Raw genomic sequence first — 20,960 nt, forward strand, 5'->3', positions numbered from 1 at the left:
CGCGTGCACCATCGCCCCCGCTGCCGCGCCGGGTACCAGGCGCGCCCGGCCGGAGTTGATCGTCAGGGCCGCCGCGGGGACGCCGTCGCGGTGGGGCCCCGCCCCCCCCCCCCCCCCCCCGGGCCTCCTGTCCGTCACCCGTCGTCCACCGCACGCGCGGCGCTGACGGGGGAGCGGACCGCGCTCGCGTAGGCTGGCGACATGCCCTCGGTCGTGCGCTTGTCAGACGTCTCCGTGGTCCGTGACGGGTCCACCATCCTCGACGGGATCTCGTGGGAGGTGCAGGACGACGAGCGCTGGGTGGTGCTCGGCGCGAACGGTGCCGGCAAGACCACGCTGCTGCAGGTCGCCGGGGCGCAGACGTTCCCGACCTCCGGTGAGGTCGAGGTCCTCGGGACCGAACTCGGCGGCGCCGACCTGTTCGAGCTCCGCCCCCGGATCGGCTTCGCGTCGACCGCCCTCGCGCGTCGGATCCCGATGACCGAGAAGGTCATCGACGTCGTCCTCACCGCCGCGTACTCGGTCACCGGCCGCTGGAACGAGGAGTACGAGGAACTCGACGTCCGCCGTGCCCAGCGGGTGCTCGAGGAGTGGGGCCTCGGCGCCTTCACCGAGCGCAGCTTCGGCGAGCTCAGCGACGGCGAGCAGAAGCGGGTCCAGATCGCCCGCGCGGTGATGACCGACCCCGAGGTGCTGTTCCTCGACGAGCCTGCCGCGTCGCTCGACCTCGGTGCCCGCGAGAGCCTGGTTCGCACCCTCGGCGGCTACGCGCAGAGCTCGGACTCGCCGGCGATCGTCATCGTCACCCACCACGTCGAGGAGATCCCCGCGGGCTTCACACACGCGCTCGTCCTCGCCGACGGCCACGTGCAGTCCGCCGGCCCGATCTCGGAGGTCCTGACCGCCGAGACGCTCTCCGCCGCGTTCGGCGTCGAGCTCACGGTGTCCCAGGACGCCGGCCGCTGGACCGCGCGCGCCGTCTGATCGGCCGCGGCTGCGCTCCGACGGGCCGCGACACAGCTCCGGACGCTCCCGATCCGGGCCGTCGTCTGGTAACGTGGTCCGCTGGCGTAGGCCACACGACTTCCCATCTTCCGTCATCGCGATCCACCGAGGAATCCCCATGAAGACCGAAACCCACCCCGAGTACCGCGCCATCGTCTTCCGTGACCTGGCTTCCGGTGAGACGTTCCTGACGCGTTCGACCGCGAACAGCGACAAGACCATCGAGCTCGACGGTGCGACCTACCCGGTCATCGACGTCGAGATCTCGTCCGCTTCGCACCCGTTCTACACGGGCAAGCAGCGCATCCTCGACTCGGCCGGCCGCGTCGAGAAGTTCAACCAGCGCTTCAAGGGCTTCAGCAAGTAAGCAGCTCTGCTCCTCCGGGAGTTCGAACGGGCGGTCCTCCTGCGGGAGGGCCGCCCGTTCTGTGTTGCGGTCAGGCCCGGGACGGCACCCCGGCGGCAGCGGCGGCGGCGAGCTGCACGAGCTCTTCGCCCGCCAGGACGCCCTGCGCCTGCGTCACGACGAGGTTCGGCGCCGTCCACCCGACGGCGTGCAGCTCACCGTGCGCCGGGCGGATCGCCACGTCCGCCCAGGCCAGCATCTCCCGGTCGAGCAGTGAGTCCCCGGCGGCGATCGTCCGGGTGGCACCGACCCGCTCGGCGACGGCGGCAAGTGCTCGTTCCTTCCGGATCGGCACCGGCACGGCGTAGAGCTTCCGTCCCTGCACGGACACCCGCCAGCCGAGCTCGGCGAGTTCGGCGGCGAACGCCTCCACGGCACTGTCCGGCAGCTCGGACCGCTCGACGATGGCGTAGACGAAGAGGTCCTCGGCACGGCGGGTGCGGAGGACCGAGCCCTCGGGCAGCGCGCTGGCCAGGCGGTGCTCGACCTCGGGCAGGGGAGCCGACGTTGCCGCCATCTCGTCGCGGAGGGTGGCGGTCCAGGACTCGTCCGGCTCGCCGTCGTGCAGCACGACCGCGCCGTTCGTCGTCACGGCCCATCCGGTCGTCGGCAGCGGCAGCCGGATGCGCTGGAACTGGGCGACCGTGCGGGTGGTCACCGGGACCACGACGGACGTCTCGGCCAGGGCCTCCAGGGCACGCTCCGCACGACGGGTCATGAACGACAGCGGCAGACCCTGGTACACCTCGGTGACGACGAGCGAGGGTGCGGCCTCGTCCGGACCCTCGAGCATGAGCGCGGCGGCGGAGTAGACGACGGTGCGGTCGAGGTCGAACCCGACGAGGGCGCTCATGCGTCCGCGCCGGTCGTCGCAGCGGTGTCGCCGGTATCCGCGGCCGGGTCGGTGCCCGTGTCCGACACCCGGCTGCCGAGCGGGTGGATGAGCCCGACGCAGCTGTAGGACAGGTCGGGTCGGGTCACGACGGGCACACCACGCTCGCGCGCCAGAGCGACCACGTGCGCGATGTCGACGTCCTCCGGGTCCCGGACCAGCACCTGCCACGGGACACGGCGCAGCAGGACACGGGTGGTCTCGCCGACGCCCGGCTTCACCAGGTGCAGGTCGGTGATGCCGTACTCGGCGCCGATGGCCTCGACGGTCCGCATGCCGCGCCAGTCGACCGCACGTGACGCCGGACCACCGTCGGACGCGAGGGCCGCGTCGACCCGGGGCCGGACGGCGGCGAACCGCTCGGCGATGGTGGCGACGAACGAGCGTGAGTGGTCGCGGGCACCGAGCTCGCGGTACTGCTTCGCCCCGTGCAGCGTGCCCTCCGGTGTCCACGCCCGGTTGAACACCGTGCGGGACACGAGCCCGGACACGGTGGAGTTGAGGCAGGCCGACGGCACGAGGTAGTCGTCACGGGTGCCGTGCAACGGGGTGCAGCCGGCCGGGTCGGCGAGGACCGCGAGTTCGTCGCCGAAGCGCACCCCGTCCGAGGCCGCGAACCGGTCGAGTGCGTCCGTCAGCTCGCGCGTGATGGCCCCCTTGCCGGTCCACCCGTCGACGAAGACGACCTGGGACGCGTCGTGGTGTGCCGCGAGCCAGCGGAGTGCGGTCTCGTCGATGCCCACGCCGCGGACGATGCTCGCCGTGTAGTGCTGCAGGCGGACACCGCGCTGCTGCTCGGCCCACCGACGCATCAGGATCCCGACGGGCGTCCCGGCACGGGCGAGGGAGACGAGCACCGCGTTCGGCCGGTCGCGGAGGACCAGGTCCGTGACGATCCCGACCGCCTCGGCGATCCGGTCCGCCGAGCGTCCGAGGGCGTCCCGGTACAGCTCCTCGTAGGACTCCGACGGCACGTACTCGACGGGCAGCGACTCGGCGTAGTTCGCGCCCTCGAGCTGGATGGCACGCTCGCGGTCGGCGGTGTCGGCCTCCAGGGCGGCATCGGCCAGGTCCTGCAGCAGCCAGGTCACCTCGTCCGGCTCGTACGACCCGAAGGACGGACCCGTCAGCGGGCGCGGGGCGGACTCCGGAGCTCCGGCGGGTTCGAGTGCGCTGTCCACGAGGACCACGCGCGACGTGACGGCGGCGAGCACGTCGAGCAGACCGTCGGGCCCCTCGAGGGCGGCCTGCGTGGTGCCCGGCTCGGGGACGACGACGACCGCATCGAAGCCGTGCACGTTGTACGCGTACCGCTCACCCGGGCCGTCCACCGTGACGTCGTGGGAGCGGTGCCGGATGCCGGAGCGGATCGGCCACGCCGGGTCGTCGAAGACGGCGACGGGCGAGCGGGTGCTCGTCGACGAGCGGACGTCCGCGGTGCTCCGGCGGCGGAGTGCGTCCGCGATCGCGAGCGGTGTCGCTATGTGCTCCTCGGCGCCGAGCACCAGGACGCGGTCCGGCACGACGCCGGCCTCGCTCGTCAGCACCCGGGCGAGGTCGGCGGCGATGCCCTCGACGTCGGTCCGCGGGGTGCGGACGCGCGCAGCCGGGGTACCGGTGCGGTCGACGGCGGTCGGCCGTGCGGTGACCACTGTGACCGCCCCGGGACGGGAGGCACGGGGCGGGGCCGGCACGGGCCTCCCGTCCGACGTCGGCTCGCGGCCCGGTGCCAGGTCCGCGGGCGCCGTGGTGAGCGGCGCGGCGACCGCGGCGACGAGTTCGGCTGCGGTGTCGGTGAGGCCGTCGGGCAGCGCGACGCGACCGCGTCCGAGGGCGACGACCGCGACGGGCGCGCCGAGTTCGGTGGCCAGGGCCTCGGTCGCGGCGACGTCCTCGTCGGAGCGGAGGTCGACGAGGGCGGCGACGACCCACTGCCGCTGCGGTGCGACGGCGTGCAGGGCGCGGATCGTGGCGCGGGCCGTGGCCCCGGTGCTCAGTTCGTCGTCGACCAGGACGACCGTGCCGTCGGCCGGCAGCCAGTCGTCCTCGGTCGGCAGCAGGCGGTGCGCAGTCGCGTGCGAGTGCGCCTCGTCGAAGCCGGCGGCCGGCGTCGCCCCGGGCGGGTCGTGGCGTGTCGAGTGCAGGTACCCGGCGCCGAGAGCCTCGGCGACGGTCGCGCCGAGGGCGGTCGCGGTCTCGGCGAACCCGAGGACGAGCACGTCCGGCAGGGTCGGCCGGACCGCGGCGAGGTCGGTGCGGAGCGTGGTGGCGGCCCGGTGCAGGGCGTCGGAGACGTTGCCCGAGTCGGTCGCCGTGTCGGCCTGCTGCTGCAGGTCGAGGACCGCCCGGAGGCGCGTGGCGGCCTCGGCGTCGAGGCGCGCTCCGCCATCGAGGACGTCCGCGACCCGGGCACCCAGCGCCTCGCCGGCGAGAAGCGCGACGGCGGGCACGGTCGGCACGTGCTTCGCGAGGACGGTGGACACGAGCAGGTGCGCGCGGCGGGGGTTCCGGCGGAGTGCGAGCCGGACGAGCGACGCCAGCGGGACACCTGGAGCGGTGGACCCGTCGCCGGCGGTGGACTCGTCCGTCAGCACCACGCCGAGCTCGTCGGGCGTCGGCAGGACGGACCCCGACGGGCCTGCGGTGGGGGTGGTCGTGGTCACGGCTGGCTCCGCTCGAGCAGGTCGACGTAGGTCACGTCCGGGGTGGCCACACCGAACGCCCGGGCCCGGAGCATGGTTCGCTCCGCCCAGGCGTGGTGCGGTTTCATCTCGTTCATCTTGTTGCCGTACCGGGAGGCGGCGACCCCACCCGTCGCGTTGGCGAGCACGTCGGACGCGTCCGAGAACTCCTCGTCGCTCACGACCGACATCGCGTGCACGAGCGGCACGTGGCGCGGGTGGATGACCGTCTTGCCGGTGAGGCCGTTCGCGCGGTCGAGGGTGACCTCGCGGAGCAGCCCGTCGAAGCCCTCCAGGAGCAGCTGCCGGCGGAGCTGGAGGTCCCCGGCCTCCTGGAACGGCGTGGTGCGCAGCTGCGTGCGGAACACCCGGTCGGAGTCCGGGTAGTGCTCCCACACCGGCCCGGCGACGACGAAGCCGTCCCGGGCGCGGCCGAGGACGTTCACGACGTCGCCGATCACGGACGCGAGCACCTGCACGTCGTACACGGTGAGGTGCGAGGGACGCCGGAGACCGTAGACGCTCGACAGGTCGGTCGCCCCGATCCGGACCGCCAGGACGTCGTCCCGCCGCTCCAGCAGCAGGTCGTGGACGTCGGCGAGGGCCTCGGTGCGTGACTCGCGGTGCATGATCGCGGGGGACTCGAGGATCGGCATCACGAGCAGCCGGGCGCCGGCGGCACGGCCTGCGTTCGCGGCGTCGAGCACCTCGAACCACTGCGCCCCGGCACCGTCCGGGTTCTCGAACTTCGGCAGGACGATGCCGGCCAGGACGTCGAGGGCGCGACTGCCGAAGCGGTCGAGCAGCCGGGCGAAGTGCTCGGGCGTCCGGACGCGCAGGAACAGCTGCGGCAGCGTCGCCGGGTCGAGTTCCTCGGTCAGGGTGCGGAGCGCGGTCTCGACGTTCGCCTCGGCCGTGGGGAGGTCGTCGTCGGCGACGGAGTCCTCCAGGCACAGCACGATCGAGCCGGCGCCGAGTTCGGTCTGGCGGCGGACGTCCCGCACCAGGTCCGGCCGGATGCCCGGTGTGTACAGGGTGGCACCGAGGGCCACCGCGCGGAGGTCCTGCGGGCTGTCCCGCGTCACGTCCTCGGGCGGTCGGAGGAACAGGGGTTCCTGATCGGCGATGTTGGCGAAGTGGCGCACGGATCAGACTCCGACGGTCGGGGCGGACAGGACGAACCCGAACGCGGCGAACACGTCGCCGTCGTGGGTCGCCCTGGGGAACGGCTCGGCGCGGAGCTCGAGTTCGCCGTCGATGACGGAGAGCGCCAGGATCGTGGTGGTGTCGGCGTCGCCGGCGTCGACCGCCAGGGTGGTGCCGTCGTGCAGCCCGATGACGAGCCGGTCCGACCCGCGCCCCATCACGAGCGCCCGGCGGAGCTGCCGGACGTGCCGCAGGGCCACCAGGACGTCGGGACCGTCGTAGCCGACCAGGGGCCGGTTGCCGCGGGTCGTCGCGGAGCGCCCGGCGGTCGCACCGTCAGCGGTCGCCGCGCCGACCACGTGGTCGACGGACTCCCACGCGGCACTGGTCGAGCCGGTCACCCGCAGGGCGCCGACGGCGGAGCGGCGGCGGTCGATGCGGACGACCGGGTCCTCGGGGCCGAGGACGCGGACGTCGCGCGGATCGGGTGCCGGGAAGGGGCGGATCCGGGAGGCCCGTTCCGCCAGCCGACGTGCGATGCGGTCGGGACGTGGCTGGGTGGACGCGGTGGACCCGGGACCGGCTGGGCGGGCTGCCCCGCTCGGGGGCGTCGCGGCGGATCGGGGCGGTGACGTCTGCTGGGCCGGCTGCGCTCGCGGTGCCGGCTGTGCCGGCTGTGCCGGCGCGCGGCCGAAGGACAGGCTCAGTCCACCACCGGAACTCGACGGTGCCGACGCGGCCGGGGCCGACGCTGTGGGCGCCGATGCCGCGGGCGGCGCAACGGGGGCAGCGGAGCGGTCGATCGAGAGACCGGACGAGGCGGTGGTGCCGGACGAGGCGGCGGTCGGGCGGGCCTCCTGGCCGGGCGAGGTCGGACGGACGCGACGGCGGAGGAACGGGTGCCCCGTCGTCATCGTGCGCGGCCGATGCCGTGGTCGGCGCGCAGGCCGGTCAGACCCGTGGTGTAGCCCTGACCCACGGCACGGAACTTCCACTCCGAGCGGTGGCGGTACAGCTCACCGAGGATCACCGCATCGATCAGGTGGTTCCGCTCCGACGGCAGCGGGAACGCGACGAGCTCGCGGCCGTCCGGCGCACAGACGCGGACCGACATCGAGCGGACCGAGCCGAGGTCCTTCGGGGACCGCGGGTCGGGGTCCAGGTAGACCGCGAAGACGATCTTGTCGACGGCGTCCGGGATGGATGCGAAGTCGACGTCGATCTCCTCCTGGTCGGACTCGTCCAGGTACCGGACCGACGCGTCGGCGCTCTCGAGCTGGTTGAAGAAGACGAGGTCCTCGTCGGAGAGCACGTGGCCGTCCGGACCGCAGACGATCGCCATCGGGACGAGTTCGGCCGAGGGCCCGCGGCTGGCGATCTGGTCCCAGTGGATGCCGACGACCACCGCGGTGAGACCGGGGTTCTCGGCGGTCAGCGCGGCGTTCGCCCCGGGGACGAGCTGCCCGGTCACGAGTCGGCTCCGCGCAGGCGCAGGCCCTCGTCGCCGTCGCCCAGGCGGTCCCGGAGGAAGCGGCCGTGCGAGGAGAGTTCGGCGATGGCGCCGCTCCTGATCTGTTCGTGCATGTCCTCCACCGTCTCCGCGACGACGTCGAGTTGGCCGGCGAGGGTCGCCGTGGCGGCGCTCTCCGGGGTCCGGTCCGCTGCGGGCAGCGACCGGTAGGTCCGGACGGGCGTGGGCAGGTAGTCGTTCACGATGGCCTGGAAGAGGTACCGCTGCTCGGTGGAGGCGCCGCGTGCGACCACGGTGCCCGCCGCTTCGCGGAGGAGGTCCTCGACGTGGCGGACCCGCGACGACACCACGGTCGGCAGGTCGGCTCCGGCCGCCCGGACGATGGTCCGCAGGTCGTCGAGCCCGGCCGCGGCCGCGGCGTCGTCGGCCGCGCCACCGGAGCCGCGGACGTCGATGCGCGCCGCGGCAGCGGCTGCGGCCGACGCCGGGGTCTCGGCGTCCGGGTCGGGGACCCGGCGTTCCTGACCCTCGTCGTCGCGGCCGAACAGCGCGCGCAGGCGATCACGCACGGCAGTCGACCGCAGACGTCATCGCGTGACCGATCGGGGGTCGTCGTCGGTCTGACGAGCACGCTCGAGGTACGGCTTCGCCCGCTGGATGCCGGACTCGAGCGCCGAGACGGTCGAGGACATGTTCTGCGCCGCCTGCGAGCGGAAGGAGTCGATGGCGTCCATCGTCTGGAACACGTTGTCGAAGGCCTTCTGCAGGGTCTCGACGCTGACGCCGGAGTTCGTCGCCTGCTCGTGGATCCGCGTGGTCTGGTCGCGCAGCATCTCGCTGGTCTGCAGGATCATCGCGTTCGTGGTGCTGTTCACGGCGTCGATCTGGTCGAGCACCATCTTCTGGTTCGCCAGGGCCTGCGCCACGACGACGGCCGTGCGGAGGGCCGCGATCGTCGTCGTCCGGGCACGCTCGACGCCCTTGATGAGCTCGGTGTTGTTCTTCCGGACCAGGTCCATCGCCAGGTAGCCCTGCACCGACACGGCGAGCTGGGTCAGGATGTCCTGGTGCCGCTGGCGCACCGGGAAGAGCACGTCGGACTCGAGCTTCTGCGCCTCGTCCACCCGGCCGCCGTTCCGCAGGCTCTCGATCTTCGTGACCGTCGCCGCGTCGAGCGCCTTGGCGAAGACCGCGTACTCGCTGAGCTGCTGCATGGTCTCCCACAGCTGGACCTTCTCGTCCGCCAGCGTGGCGTTGTCCTTGCGGAGCTCGTCCTGCCCGGCCATCAGCGACTTGATGATCTTGTCGAGCTGGGTCTGCGCGGACTCGTAGCGCTGGAAGTACTTCGCCAGCTTGTTGCCGCCGGGGATCATGCCGAGGATCTTCCGACCGGTGCTGAGGTCGGCCTGGTTCGGCGTGAGGTCCTCGACGGTGGAGCGCAGGTCGCCGAGGGTCGTCGCGACCTTCACCTGCGCGTCGTCACCGGAGCGCTTGGCGCCGGCGACGGACGACTGCGACCGCTCGAGCATCCGCGACGAGAACCCGCCCGACCGCGCGATCTCCGACCCGGCGATGGCGTTGATGCCGTCCACCTTCTCGGTGAACGCGGGCGAGCGAGGGTCGAGGTTCGCGACCTCTTCGACGAACTCCCGAGCCTGGGCCGCGATCTGCGACTGACGGTCGGCGTCCACCGGCACCATGCCCGGAGCGTCGTCCGGGGTGACGACCTCGGCGGCGTCAGCGGCACGCAGGACGAGGGCGTCCTGCGACGGGTCGGTGGGCTCCGGCGGAGCGAGCGGTCCGGGCATCGGTGGTCTCCTGTGACGAGGTGGAACTGCTGAGTGCTGCTGGTGCTGGTGCTGGTGCTGGTGCTGCTGGTGATGCGGTGGCGGTGGCGCCGCCGGTCAGCTGAGGTTGACGCCGAAGTCCGTGGCGACACCCGCGAGACCGGACTGGTAGCCCTGACCCACAGCGCGGAACTTCCACTCGGCCCCGCTGCGGTAGATCTCCGAGAAGATCATCGCGGTCTCCGGGGCGGCGTCCTCGGAGAGGTCGAACCGGACGATCTCGGCGCCGTCCTGGTCGAGCACACGCGAGTACGCGCTGCGGACCTGGCCGAAGTTCTGGCGGCGTGCCTCGCCCTGGTCGATCGAGACGACCACGACGACGCGGTCGACGTCGGCCGGAAGGCTCTGCAGGTCGATGGCGATCTGCTCGTCGTCACCGTCGCCCTGGCCGGTGCGGTTGTCGCCCTTGTGCTCGACGGAGCCGTCGATGCTCTTGGGCTGGTTGTAGAAGATGAAGTCGGCGTCCGAGCGGACCTTGCCGTCGGGGCCGACGAGCAGCGCCGAGGCGTCGAGGTCGAAGGCCTCGCCGGCCGTGGTGCGCGGGTCCCAGCCGAGGCCGACGGTGGCCACGGTGAGCCCTGGGCTCGTCTTCGTGAGGGAGAGGTTGCCGCCCTTGCTGAGGGAGAGTCCGGCCATGATCGGGTCCTTTCGGTTGTGGGGGAGCGTCGTCGGTGACGCTGTGCGCGTCGCGTGCCTCGGGTGTGTCGGGCGATCGTCAGTCGAGGACGACGCCGTAGTCGGTCGCCACGCCGCGGAGGCCGGTCGCGTAGCCCTGGCCGACGGCGCGGAACTTCCACTCGCCGTCGTAGCGGTAGATCTCGGCGAAGATCATGCCGGTCTCCGATGCCGCGTCCTCGGTGAGGTCGAAGCGGACGACCTCGTTGCCGGTCTCGTCGTTGACGACCCGGCAGAACGCGCCACGGACCTGCCCGAAGTTCTGGTGACGGGCATCGGCCTGGTCGATCGTGACGACGATGACGACACGCGAGACGTCGGCGGAGACGATGTCGAGTTCGATGAGGATCTGCTCGTCGTCGCCGTCACCCTCGCCGGTGCGGTTGTCACCCTGATGGACGACCGAGCCGTCCACCGACTGCAGCTGGTTGTAGAAGATGAAGTCGTCGTTGGAACGGACCTTGCCGTTCGCGCCGACCAGCAGCGCCGAGGCGTCGAGGTCGAACTGCTCGCCCGCCGTCGTGCGCGGGTCCCAGCCGAGGCCGATCATGGCCCGGCGGAGCCCCGGATCGGTCTTGGTCAGGGAGAGGTTGTTGCCCTTCGAGAGCGAGAGGGTCGCCATCGATCGTCCTTCCGTCTGTGGGGTCGGCTCAGAGCGCGGCGGCTGCGGGGCCGACGAGGTCCTGGACCGTCCGGCCGTCGGCACGTTCGCCGATCGCCGTGAAGGTCCATCCTGCTCCGGTGCGGGACACCTTCGCCATGACCATCGCGGTGTGCTGGCCGGAGTCGGTCAGCTGGTAGCGGGCGACCTCGGGCGCACCCGCGGTGGAGTCGTCGACCACGCGGCAGAACGCGTTCTGCACGTTGTCGAACGTCTGGCGGCTGTAGCTGCTGATCACGAAGACGATCTGCTGCACGGCACCGTGCACCGCGCTGAGGTCGATGCGGATGACCTCGTCGTCGCCGTCGCCCTCACCGGTGAGGTTGTCGCCGGTGTGCTGCGCGGAGCCGTCCTTGCTGCGGAGCTGGTTGAACCAGACGTAGTCGACGGGCTGGCCGTCGGCGCCGAAGAAGATCGCGGAGGCGTCGAGGTCGACGTCCGCGGACTTCTTGCCGCCGAACAGGCCGCGCTTCGTCGCCACGGCGTCCCACCCGAGACCGAGACGGACGCGCGACAGTGCGCTGCCGTCGGTCTTGGTGAGCGAGAGCGCCTGGCCCTTCTGGAGGCTGAGACCCATTGCGGTGAACCCTTCGTCGGTGGTGCAGTCCTGGTCGCGACCGTCAGGAGGCGACGGCTGCGTGGTCGTCTGCCGGCTCGTGCTCGCCGGCCTTGCGCTTGTTGCGGACCACCGAGGAGATGAAGGCGGCGAGGATGAACACGACGCCGATGAGGCCGGTGACGACCTCGTTCACCTCGGTGGTGATCGTGACGAGCAGGATCGCCGCGAGTGCACCGATCGCCCAGTGCGCACCGTGGTCGAGGTACTCGAACTCGTCCAGCGTGCCCTGTCGGACCAGGAAGACGGTGAGAGAACGCACGAAGAGGGCGCCGATGAGGCCCAGACCGAGGGCGATGATGATCGGGTCGGCCGTGATCGCGAAGGCGCCGATTACCCCGTCGAACGAGAACGACGCGTCGATGACCTCGAGGTAGAGGAACAGCAGGAACGCGGCCTTGCCGGCGACGTTGCCGACGCGGCGCTTGTTGCTGATGCGGTTCGCCTCGGCGACCATCTCGCCCGTGCTCTCGAACGAGTTGCCGTCGTCCTCAGGGTCGTCGACGTCGAACAGCCCGCCGAGGCCGGTGACCAGGAAGTACGTGACGAGTCCGGCGATGCCCGCGATGAGGACCGTCGACTGGTGGTCGCCGGCGGTGGTCCCCGCGACGGCCAGCAGCGCGAGGGCGACGATGACGTTGACCATCGGGAGCTTGCCGATGAAGAGCAGCGGGCGTTCGAGCCAGCGCAGCCAGAGGATGTCGCGCTCCTCGAACATGAAGTCCAGGAAGATCATCAGCAGGAACATGCCACCGAAGGCAGCGATCTGCGGGTGCGCCTCGTGGAGCAGGTACGCGTAGGTACCGGGCTCGTCGATCGGGCCCTTCTCGAGGGCGAGCTGCACGGCCTCGACCGGGTTCAGCGACGCCGTGACGCCGACGATGAGCAGCGGGAAGAGCACGCGCATGCCGAAGACCGCGATGACGATGCCCACGGTGAGGAACATCTTCTGCCAGAACGGGTTCATCCGCTCGAGGATGCGGGCGTTGACGACCGCGTTGTCGAAACTGAGGCTGATCTCGAGCACGCCGAGGATCGCGGTGATGATGACCGCGCTCCATCCGCCGTAGACCAGCGCGATGGCCAGTGCGAGCACGGTGATGGCCAGGGACCACCCGAAGGTCTTCAGGAACACGTGCGCGGATCTCCCCTTGAGCGTGCGGTGCAGACGGTGTCTGCAGTGCGGTCGTCGAGGGGACGGCGCTGTCCGGCCCTCCCCCTCTCGGAATGCTACATGCTCGGGGCCGAGTGCCGACGGGGCCAGGTGCCGTCGGCGGTGAACGACGGATCGCGCTTGCTCCGCATGTACTCCTGGAAGGACGCGGCCTGTTCGGAGCACCACGCGACCTGCTTGCGGTGCAGCTCCTCGGCGCTGATGTCGAGCTCGTCCGGGTACTTGGCGGCGATGGCCTGGGCGACCCGACCGGCGGCGATCGCGTCGGCACCCGCGTCGTGCGCGTCGTCGAGCTGCACGCCGTACAGCTGCGAGGCGACCTCGAGCGTCCGCTTGCCCTTCCGGTACGTGTCGAGTGCCTTGTCCATCACGAGCGGGTCGACCACGTTGCCGATCACGGGGGAGGCGATGCCGTGCCGCTTGGCCTCCCGGTCGAGCAGCGTCAGGTCGTAGGGGGCGTTGTAGATCACCAGCGGGATCCCGCGGGCGAACACGGCCTCCACCGCGGCGACGATCTCGGCCACGACCTCACCGGCGGGTCGGCCTTCGGCCCGGGCGCGTTCGGTCGTGATGCCGTGCACCGCCGCGGCCTGCTCCGGGATCTCGATGCCCGGGTCGGCGAGCCACGCACCCTCGACGATCGAGCGGCCGGTCATGTCGATGAGGCCCACGTGCGCACTGACGATGCGCGCGGTCTCGACGTCGATGCCGGTCGTCTCGAGGTCGAACACCCCGAGTGCGTGCCACCACGGTCGGGTGGTCAGGTCCTGCGGGGGCCGGGTCGCCGTGTCGAGCTCGGCAGCGGGGGAGGTCACGCGGTCAGGCTAGCCAACGGCACCGACAGCCCCGCGAGGCGCGCTCGCGTTCTCGGCACCCTGACCGACGTGCAGCCAGTAGAACGCCTGCGTGCCGAGCGTCAGCGTGACGGTGCCGTCCGCGTCGAAGGACGGGAAGGAGCCGCCGCCGAACAGGTCGACGAGGGGGCGGCCGGCGAACTCGGGCGCGGTGATCGTCACGGACGTCGGGTTGTGGGCGAACGAGAACACGCAGAGCACGTCCTCGGCGCTCGGGCCGAACTGCTGGTCCGAGCCGGAACCCGCCCAGGACCGGACGAACGCCAGCACGCTGTCGTTCGAGGTCTGCTGCACCGCGATCGACCCCATCCCGAACACCGGGTGGGCCTTCCGCACGTGGATCACGTTGCGGATCCAGTGCAACAGGGAGCGGGACTGCGCCAGCTGGGCCTCGACGTTCACCTGGGCGTAGTTGAACACCAGGGACTGCACGACCGGCAGGAACAGCTTGCCCGGGTCGGCGGAGGAGAACCCGGCGTTCCGGTCCGGGGTCCACTGCATCGGCGTGCGCGAGGAGTCGCGGTCCGGCAACCAGATGTTGTCGCCCATCCCGATCTCGTCGCCGTAGTAGAGGAACGGTGAGCCGGGCAGCGAGAAGAGCAGCGCGTGCACGAGTTCGAGCTCGGCGCGGGAGTTGTCGAGCAGCGGCGCGAGACGACGACGGATGCCGATGTTCGAGCGCATCCGCGGGTCGTAGCCGTACCAGCCGTACATCGCCTGCCGGTACTCCTCGCTGACCATCTCGAGCGTGAGCTCGTCGTGGTTGCGGAGGAACACACCCCACGCGGCCGTCTCGGGGACGTCGAGCGTCTCGGACAGGATCGCCTGCAGCTCCTTGGCGTGCTGGGCACGGAGCGAGTAGAAGATGCGCGGCATCACCGGGAAGTCGAAGGCCATGTGGCACTCGGGTTCCTCGTCGGTGCCGAGGAACGCGGCCGTCTCGCGGGGCCACTGGTTCGCCTCGGCGATGAGCACCCGCCCCGGGTACTCGTCGTCCACCATCGCGCGGAGCTTCTTGATCCACTCGTGGGTCTCCGGCTCGCCCTCGCCGTTGCCCTCCTCCGACTGGAACAGGTACGGGATCGCGTCGAGCCGCAGCCCGTCGACACCGAGGTCCAGCCAGTGCCGGACGACGTCGTACACCGCCTCGACGACGGCGGGGTTCTCGTAGTTGAGGTCCGGCTGGTGCGAGAAGAACCGGTGGAAGAAGAACTGCCGACGGACCGGGTCGAAGGTCCAGTTCGACTCCTCGGTGTCGACGAAGATGACGCGGATGTTGGAGTACTCCTCGTCGGTGTCCCGCCAGACGTAGAAGTCGCCGTAGGGGCCGTCCGGGTCCTCGCGCGACTGCTGGAACCACTCGTGCTGGTCGCTCGTGTGGTTGATCACCATGTCGATGACGATGCGCATGTTCCGCTCGTGCGCCTTCGTGACGAGTTCGCGGAACTCGTCGAGGGTGCCGAACTCGGGCAGGATCGCCTTGTAGTCCGAGATGTCGTAGCCGCCGTCGCGCAGCGGGGAGCGGAAGAACGGCGGCAGCCAGAGCGCGTCGACGCCGAGCCACTGCAGGTAGTCCAGGCGGCTGATCAGGCCCTGCAGGTCGCCGGTGCCGTCCCCGTTCGAGTCCACGAACGAGCGGATCATGCACTCGTAGAACACCGAACGCTTGTACCAGAGCGGGTCGAGGGTCAGTCCGGGCTGCTGGATCGGGGCTGTGAAGGACACCGTGCTCCTCGAAGGTCGTCGACGGTCCTCCAGAGCAGGAGGGTCGCCCCGGACACGCTAGCCGCGGGACCTCCGACGCGCACACCGTGGAGCCGGAGAGGTTCCCTAGACTGGCGCGGATGCAACCGCCCGTGCTGTCCCCGTACCAGTCGCTGATGGCGGCCACCCCCGTCGTGCACCGCACGGTCCAGGTCCAGGACCGCACCACGCACTTCTGGGAGTACGGCCCCGCCGAAGCCGAAGCCGAAGCCGAAGCCGAAGCCGAAGCCGAAGCCGGAACCGCCCCGGCGACCGTGCTGGCGGTGCACGGGTTCCGCGGCGACCACCACGGGCTCGAGTCGATCGCAGCACACCTGGTCGCCGGCCACCCGACCGGCGTGCGGGTGGTCGTGCCCGACCTGCCCGGCTTCGGCGTCTCCGACCCGCTGCCGACGTCCGACCTGGACGGCTACGTGCACTGGCTCGAGGGCTTCCGCGACGCGCTCGGCCTCGACCGGGACACCGTGGTCCTCGGTCACTCCTTCGGGTCCATCGTCGTGTCGGCTGCGGTCGCCGCCGGCCTCGACACCCGCCTGCTCGTCCTGGTGAACCCGATCGCCGCGCCCGCACTGCAGGGTCCGCGAGCGATCGGCACCGGCGTCGCCATCGCCTACTACCGCCTCGGCGCCTGGTTGCCGAGGCGGCTCGGGCTCGGTCTGCTGCGGAACCGCGTGATCGTCCGCGCGATGAGCATCGCGATGCTCAAGTCGCGTCGGCCGTCGCTCCGGCGGTGGGTGCACGACCAGCACGACCGGTACTTCTCGGCCTTCGCGAACCGCACCAGCGTCCTGGAGGCGTTCCGGACCTCCGTCACGCACGACGTCGCGCAGTTCGCCGACCGGATCGCGGTGCCGACCCTCCTGGTCGCGGCCGAGCACGACGACATCACGGCCGTCCCGGAGCAGCGTGCCCTGGCGGAGCGGCTGGCCGACGCGGAACTCGTCGTCGTCCCGGGCGTCGGCCACCTGGTGCACTACGAAACGCCGGCCGCGGCTGCGAGCGCGGTCCTCCGACGGATGCAGACGTCGTGACCCGCCTCCGGATCGGCATCGACTGCCGCTACGTCCGCATCGGCCGGCACGACGGCATCAGCCGGTTCACGGCGGGCGTCGCCGCCCACCTGCCCGACCGGCACGACCACGTGCTGCTCGTCTCCGATGAACGACAGCTCGAGTCCCTGCCCGCCGGGATGCCGTGGGAGCTCGTCCCGGCGCCGACCGACGCGGGGGAGCCCCTCGTGGCCCGCCACGTCAACCGCCTGGGCCTGGACGCCGTGTTCTCGCCGATGCAGACGATGGGTTCCCGTGGGCGGCGGTACGCCCTCGTGCTCACGCTGCACGACCTCATCTACTACCGGAACCGCACGCCCCCGCGTGAGTTCTCGTGGCCGCTGCGTCTCGGGTGGCGGGCGTTCCACCTGGCCTGGTGGCCGCAGCGGTTCCTGCTCAACGGTGCCGACGGCGTGGTCACGGTCTCCGAGACGACCGCCGGGCTGATCGCCGAGCACCGTCTGACGGACCGTCCCGTCACGGTGGCGTACAACGCCGCCGACCCGGCCGAGCCCCGCGACACCGATGCACCTCGGCAGAAGTCGCTCGTCTACATGGGCTCGTTCATGCCGTACAAGAACGTCGAGACGCTGGCGGCCGCGCTGCCCCTGCTCGGCCCGGACTGGACGCTGCACTGCATGTCGCGCGTGTCCGACGCCGATCGGGCACGTCTCAGCGGGCTGGCCCCGGCCGGCGCGGTCGTCTTCCACGACGGCGCGAGCGACGAGGAGTACCGCGCGGTGCTCCGGTCGGCGACGGCCCTGGCGACCGCCTCGTACGACGAGGGCTTCGGCATCCCGCTGGTGGAGTCGATGGGCGTCGGCACACCGGTCGTCGTCAGCGACATCCCGATCTTCCGAGAGATCGGAGGCGAGGTCGCCGAGTACTTCGACCCGTCGTCACCGTCCGCCGTCGCGGCTGCGGTCCGCCGACTGGAGGCCCGGTGGGAAGCCGCCTCGCAGGCGTCGGTCGCGCAGGCGGCCCGGTTCCGGTGGCAGGACTCCGCCGAGCAGGTCGTGCGTGCGGTCGAACGTGCGGTCGCCGACCGGGAGGCTCGTCACCGCTGAGCGTGGCCGCGAGCGTCCGACGTCAGCTCCCGCGACGTCAGCTCCCGCGACGTCAGCTCCCGCGACGTCAGGGGTGGACCGTCTGCACCTGGACGCCCGGGAAGACCTCGTCACCCACCTGCTCGGCAGCGGCGGCGACCGCGGCGAACCCGACGCCGAGACCCGCTGACCGCACCGTCACCCGCTGGGCGGCGGGCTCGTCGGACCGTCCGTCCGACCGGGCCTCGAACGTGCAGGCGACCCCGAGCACACCCCCGATCGCGCTGAGCCGCTCGGCCAACCGCAGTCGCCGCTGACTGGACTCCTCGGAGTCGGAGACCCCGACCTGCCGGGTCCCGAAGTCCACCTCGGCCCAGATCCGGACGCCCGAGCCCGAGCTGTCGGCGGCTGCGCTGCTGACGGCGGAGACGAGGGCCCGACGGTCCTCCGCACCGAGTTCCGGGTCGGCGCGGACGAGGGCGGTCACGTCGTAGCCTGCGAACGAGGTCTTCTCGGTCCGGGCCCGTTCGACCGCGCTGACGCCCGGCAGGGCCGACGCCGCCGCCACGAACCGGGCACGGTCGCCCTCCGGCTGCGGGAACACCCCGCCCACGCCGCGCTGGACCCCGGACAGGATGACGCCGAGGACGACGACGAGCACCACGGCGACCACGACGACGCCGAGGACGACCGCCGTGCCGGCGCGGACCCGTTCGGGCCGGGACAGGGCACGCATCGAGGCGGTGTCCGGACCGAACGCGGCGTCGAGGTCGTCGTCGTCATCCCACGGATCACGGCCGCGGGGACCGTCGGTGTGTCGTCCACCAGCGCTCACAGCGTCACCTCGCAGCGGCCGGACCGTTGCTCGGACCGCACCGTCCACCGGAGCGTAGTCCGCGCCCTGGTCGGGCGCTCTCGGTCACGCTACGGTGGAGACGGACGGGGGCACGGGCCTCCCGTCGGACGGGGGAGCCATGCTCATCACACTCATCGCCGTCGGTGTCGTCATCGTGGCGGTCGCCGTCGGCATGGCGGTAGCCGACCGCCGCCGAGCACGTCTGCTGCGCGACCTGCCGGACGCCGGGGTGCAGCACGGCACCGGGGCGTCGGACCACGACCTGCGGGTCGCCGAGGCGCAGGCCGCGCGGACCGCGGGCGGGACCGGATACACCGGCGGCTCCGGGATCTGAGCCGGGTCAGCCGCGGCGTTCGAGCGGGTTCTGGTACTCGAACGCGTACCGGCCCGGCGCGTCCGAGACGTCCTCGATCGGGTCGTCGGAACGGACCAGCTCGGCACGGAAGCGTTCCGGGTCCCACCGGAACGAGTGCACTGAACCGTTCCTGATGGGGACGGTTGAGCGTTCGATCGTGCCCGGCGCCGCGGCGTCGACCACGGTCCGGATGACCGCGCCGTGGGTCGCGACGACCACGGCACCGGCGTCGAAGCGGACGGCGATCTCGGCGAGCGTCTCGGTCACCCGGTCGAGCAGGGCTGCCCGTGACTCGCGGCCCGGCACCGCGTCGTGCGGCCAACGGGCCTCGATCTCGGGGTGCGTGAGCCCCTCGGCGTCGCCGTAGGAGCGTTCCCGGAGCCCGTCGTACGTCGACGGCTCGGCGAGCCCGAGGTGCGTGGCGATGATCGTGCCGGTCTCGGACGCGCGGGACAGGGGCGACGAGACGACGGCGTCGAAGCGACGGCGGGCGAGCAGCACGGCGGTCTCGGCGGCCTGTCGTCGACCGGTGTCGTTGAGCGGCACGTCCGTCGACCCCTGGATGCGTCGTTGCCGGTTCCAGTCGGTCTCGCCGTGGCGGACCAGGTAGAGGAGCGTCGTCACCCGTCGATCATCGCAGACGAGGTGAGCCGCGCCGCGAGTTCGACCAGCGTCTCCGTCGTGCCCGCGTCGATCTTCACCGCGGCCCGGCGGTCGCTGCGGGTCGCACCACGGTTCACGATGACGACCGGGTGCTTCCGCCGGGTGGCGTGGTCGAGCAGGCGGACGCCGGAGTTCACCGTCAGCGATGAGCCGACCACGAGCAGGGCGTCGGCGTCGGCCACGATCGACACGGCCTCGCGGAACTTCTCGGCGGGGACGAACTCGCCGAAGAACACCACGTCCGGCTTCAGCACGCCGCCGCACACCGTGCAGTCCGGCACCCGGAAGCGCTCGACGTCGGTGATCTCGACGTCGCCGTCGGGCTGCAGCTGCACGGAGCCGGGCTCGTCGATCCACGGGTTCTCGCGGTCCAGGACGGCAGCCAGGTCGGCGCGGGAGAACACCTGCCCGCAGGTCAGGCACACGGCACGGTCCATCGAGCCGTGGATCTCGACCACCCGACGGGAGCCGGCACGCAGGTGCAGGCCGTCGACGTTCTGGGTGACGATCCCGCTGACGACCCCCGCGGACTCGAGCGCGGCGAGCGCCCGGTGTCCGTCGTTCGGCCGCGCGGCGGCGAAGGTCCGCCAGCCGAGGTGCGAGCCGGCCCAGTAGCGCTGGCGTTTGGCGGGGTCGGCCAGGAACTCCTGGAACGTCATCGGCTTCCGGACGACGCGGCCCTCGCCGCGGTAGTCGGGGATGCCGGAGTCGGTGCTGACGCCGGCGCCGGTCAGGACGGCGATCCGCTTGCCGCGGAGGACCGCGACCGCCCGGTCGACGTCGGTGACGGTCTCGTCGGTCGCCGCCCCGTCGGTCCCCGCATCGGGCGCACCGCTGGTCGTTGTGCCGTCGCTCGTCGCCATCGTGTCCACGGTACCCTCAACCGCCGAGCGTCCCCGGTCCTTCCCCGGGCCGACGTCCGCGACCCGACCACGATCCTCCCGACCGGAACGAGCACCGTGCACCCCGTCCGCATCGACTCCCTCGACGACCCGCGCCTGGACGACTTCGCCCGGCTCACCGACGTGGCGCTCCGCCGCGTGACGGAGCCCGAGGGCGGCCTGTACATCGCCGAGTCGAACACCGTCATCGAGCGTGCCGTCCGTGCCGGGCACGTGCCGCGGAGCGTGCTGGTGCAGGAGAAGTGGCTGGACAGCGTGCTCCCGCTGGTCGATGAGCACGACGGCCCGGTCTTCGTCGGGTCGGACGCGCTGCTCGAGCAGCTCACCGGGTTCCGGATGCACCGCGGCGCGATCGCGGCCATGCACCGACCCGAGTTGCCCACCGTCGCCGACGTCGTGCGCGACGCCCGGCTCGTCGTCGTCCTCGAGGACATCGTCGACCACACGAACGTCGGTGCCGTCTTCCGCAGCGTCGCCGGCCTCGGTGCGGACGCCGTCCTGGTGAGCCCGCGCTGCGCCGACCCGCTCTACCGACGGAGCGTCCGCGTGAGCATGGGGACCGTGCTGCAGGTGCCGTGGACGCGCATCGGGGAGTGGCCGGCCGCGGGGGAGGACCTCCGTGCGCAGGGCTTCCACGTCGCCGCGATGGCGCTCACCGACCGCTCCGTCGACCTGGAGGAGTTCGTCGCCGACGTGCCCGAACGGGTCGCCCTGGTGATGGGCACCGAGGGGCAGGGCCTGACCCCGGCCGCGGTCGCTGCTGCCGACACCACCGTCCGGATCCCGATGCACCACGGCGTCGACTCGCTCAACGTGGCCGCGGCGAGCGCCGTCGGGCTCTGGGCGGTCGCGCACGCGCAGCGGGCACGCTGAGCTGCTGCCCGGTCGACCGCGCCT

22 protein-coding genes are annotated in these 20,960 nt (G+C 71.8%); 6 read left to right on the forward strand and 16 right to left on the reverse strand.

All coding sequences use genetic code 11. From position 1 onward, the window contains the following. Positions 1–201 precede the first annotated feature (201 nt). Complete coding sequence (locus QCD68_RS08460; protein ID WP_301222695.1) at positions 202–984, forward strand: ABC transporter ATP-binding protein; 783 nt, start codon at positions 202–204, stop codon at positions 982–984. 139 nt (positions 985–1,123) lie between these two features. Then, complete coding sequence (locus tag QCD68_RS08465) at positions 1,124–1,372, forward strand: type B 50S ribosomal protein L31 (RefSeq protein ID WP_071275272.1); 249 nt, start codon at positions 1,124–1,126, stop codon at positions 1,370–1,372. A gap of 70 nt (positions 1,373–1,442) precedes the next feature. Here the strand turns inward: QCD68_RS08465 and QCD68_RS08470 are convergent, their stop codons facing one another. The 13 genes from QCD68_RS08470 to treS all read right to left on the reverse strand — a co-directional run bounded on the left by QCD68_RS08470 (position 1,443) and on the right by treS (position 15,153). Then, positions 1,443–2,264 carry an HAD family hydrolase gene (locus QCD68_RS08470; RefSeq protein WP_301222696.1) on the reverse strand — a complete coding sequence of 274 codons (822 nt, stop codon included), beginning with the start codon at positions 2,262–2,264 and terminating at the stop codon, positions 1,443–1,445. Then, positions 2,261–4,966 (reverse strand): phosphoribosyltransferase domain-containing protein, encoded by a 2,706-nt coding sequence (locus tag QCD68_RS08475; protein WP_301222697.1) that lies wholly within the window; start codon positions 4,964–4,966, stop codon positions 2,261–2,263. Before QCD68_RS08475 ends, QCD68_RS08470 begins: the two co-directional genes overlap by 4 nt. Continuing rightward, on the reverse strand, positions 4,963–6,129 hold the full coding sequence (locus tag QCD68_RS08480; protein WP_221849507.1) for an HpcH/HpaI aldolase/citrate lyase family protein: 1,167 nt from the start codon (positions 6,127–6,129) through the stop codon (positions 4,963–4,965). The genes QCD68_RS08475 and QCD68_RS08480 overlap by 4 nt, the downstream gene beginning before the upstream one ends. Positions 6,130–6,132: 3 nt before the next feature. Beyond that, a complete protein-coding gene (locus QCD68_RS08485; RefSeq protein WP_301222698.1) occupies positions 6,133–7,044 on the reverse strand; it encodes a hypothetical protein in 912 nt (303 codons plus the stop codon). After that, positions 7,041–7,601, reverse strand: coding sequence for a TerD family protein (locus QCD68_RS08490; RefSeq protein WP_111073514.1), 561 nt, complete (start codon positions 7,599–7,601; stop codon positions 7,041–7,043). The genes QCD68_RS08485 and QCD68_RS08490 overlap by 4 nt, the downstream gene beginning before the upstream one ends. Continuing rightward, positions 7,598–8,170, reverse strand: a complete 573-nt coding sequence (locus tag QCD68_RS08495; protein WP_111073513.1) for a hypothetical protein — start codon at positions 8,168–8,170, stop codon at positions 7,598–7,600. Before QCD68_RS08495 ends, QCD68_RS08490 begins: the two co-directional genes overlap by 4 nt. A gap of 18 nt (positions 8,171–8,188) precedes the next feature. After that, a complete protein-coding gene (locus QCD68_RS08500; RefSeq protein WP_111073512.1) occupies positions 8,189–9,409 on the reverse strand; it encodes a toxic anion resistance protein in 1,221 nt (406 codons plus the stop codon). Positions 9,410–9,505: 96 nt separating this feature from the next. After that, positions 9,506–10,084, reverse strand: coding sequence for a TerD family protein (locus tag QCD68_RS08505; RefSeq protein ID WP_111073511.1), 579 nt, complete (start codon positions 10,082–10,084; stop codon positions 9,506–9,508). A gap of 79 nt (positions 10,085–10,163) precedes the next feature. Further along, positions 10,164–10,745, reverse strand: a complete 582-nt coding sequence (locus tag QCD68_RS08510; RefSeq protein ID WP_301222699.1) for a TerD family protein — start codon at positions 10,743–10,745, stop codon at positions 10,164–10,166. A gap of 28 nt (positions 10,746–10,773) precedes the next feature. Further along, positions 10,774–11,361 carry a TerD family protein gene (locus QCD68_RS08515; protein WP_111073509.1) on the reverse strand — a complete coding sequence of 196 codons (588 nt, stop codon included), beginning with the start codon at positions 11,359–11,361 and terminating at the stop codon, positions 10,774–10,776. Between the two features lie 43 nt (positions 11,362–11,404). After that, positions 11,405–12,535, reverse strand: coding sequence for a DUF475 domain-containing protein (locus QCD68_RS08520; RefSeq protein ID WP_301222700.1), 1,131 nt, complete (start codon positions 12,533–12,535; stop codon positions 11,405–11,407). 95 nt (positions 12,536–12,630) lie between these two features. After that, positions 12,631–13,389 (reverse strand): 3'-5' exonuclease, encoded by a 759-nt coding sequence (locus QCD68_RS08525; RefSeq protein WP_441005174.1) that lies wholly within the window; start codon positions 13,387–13,389, stop codon positions 12,631–12,633. Positions 13,390–13,398: 9 nt separating this feature from the next. Continuing rightward, positions 13,399–15,153: a maltose alpha-D-glucosyltransferase gene (gene treS / locus QCD68_RS08530; protein WP_221849514.1), complete on the reverse strand. Its 1,755-nt coding sequence runs from the start codon at positions 15,151–15,153 to the stop codon at positions 13,399–13,401. A gap of 119 nt (positions 15,154–15,272) precedes the next feature. On the opposite strand from treS, the gene QCD68_RS08535 reads away from it, so the two are divergent. Then, on the forward strand, positions 15,273–16,223 hold the full coding sequence (locus QCD68_RS08535) for an alpha/beta fold hydrolase (RefSeq protein ID WP_301222701.1): 951 nt from the start codon (positions 15,273–15,275) through the stop codon (positions 16,221–16,223). After that, positions 16,220–17,308: a glycosyltransferase family 4 protein gene (locus tag QCD68_RS08540; protein WP_301222702.1), complete on the forward strand. Its 1,089-nt coding sequence runs from the start codon at positions 16,220–16,222 to the stop codon at positions 17,306–17,308. The genes QCD68_RS08535 and QCD68_RS08540 overlap by 4 nt, the downstream gene beginning before the upstream one ends. A gap of 67 nt (positions 17,309–17,375) precedes the next feature. Here the strand turns inward: QCD68_RS08540 and QCD68_RS08545 are convergent, their stop codons facing one another. After that, positions 17,376–18,122 carry a hypothetical protein gene (locus QCD68_RS08545; protein WP_146248047.1) on the reverse strand — a complete coding sequence of 249 codons (747 nt, stop codon included), beginning with the start codon at positions 18,120–18,122 and terminating at the stop codon, positions 17,376–17,378. Positions 18,123–18,261: 139 nt separating this feature from the next. On the opposite strand from QCD68_RS08545, the gene QCD68_RS08550 reads away from it, so the two are divergent. Continuing rightward, positions 18,262–18,477 (forward strand): hypothetical protein, encoded by a 216-nt coding sequence (locus QCD68_RS08550; RefSeq protein ID WP_111073502.1) that lies wholly within the window; start codon positions 18,262–18,264, stop codon positions 18,475–18,477. A gap of 6 nt (positions 18,478–18,483) precedes the next feature. On the opposite strand, the gene QCD68_RS08555 is transcribed toward QCD68_RS08550, so the two are convergent. Both QCD68_RS08555 and QCD68_RS08560 read right to left on the reverse strand, forming a co-directional pair. Further along, positions 18,484–19,122, reverse strand: a complete 639-nt coding sequence (locus tag QCD68_RS08555) for a histidine phosphatase family protein (RefSeq protein ID WP_111073501.1) — start codon at positions 19,120–19,122, stop codon at positions 18,484–18,486. After that, positions 19,119–20,024: an NAD-dependent protein deacetylase gene (locus tag QCD68_RS08560; RefSeq protein ID WP_301222703.1), complete on the reverse strand. Its 906-nt coding sequence runs from the start codon at positions 20,022–20,024 to the stop codon at positions 19,119–19,121. Before QCD68_RS08560 ends, QCD68_RS08555 begins: the two co-directional genes overlap by 4 nt. A gap of 96 nt (positions 20,025–20,120) precedes the next feature. Between QCD68_RS08560 and QCD68_RS08565 the strand changes: the two genes are divergently transcribed. Then, positions 20,121–20,936, forward strand: a complete 816-nt coding sequence (locus QCD68_RS08565) for a TrmH family RNA methyltransferase (RefSeq protein ID WP_111073500.1) — start codon at positions 20,121–20,123, stop codon at positions 20,934–20,936. Positions 20,937–20,960: the final 24 nt, after the last annotated feature.

Origin of the sequence: Curtobacterium sp. PsM8, from assembly GCF_030433875.1 — a bacterium.
In the GTDB taxonomy this organism is placed as follows: Bacteria; Actinomycetota; Actinomycetes; order Actinomycetales; family Microbacteriaceae; genus Curtobacterium.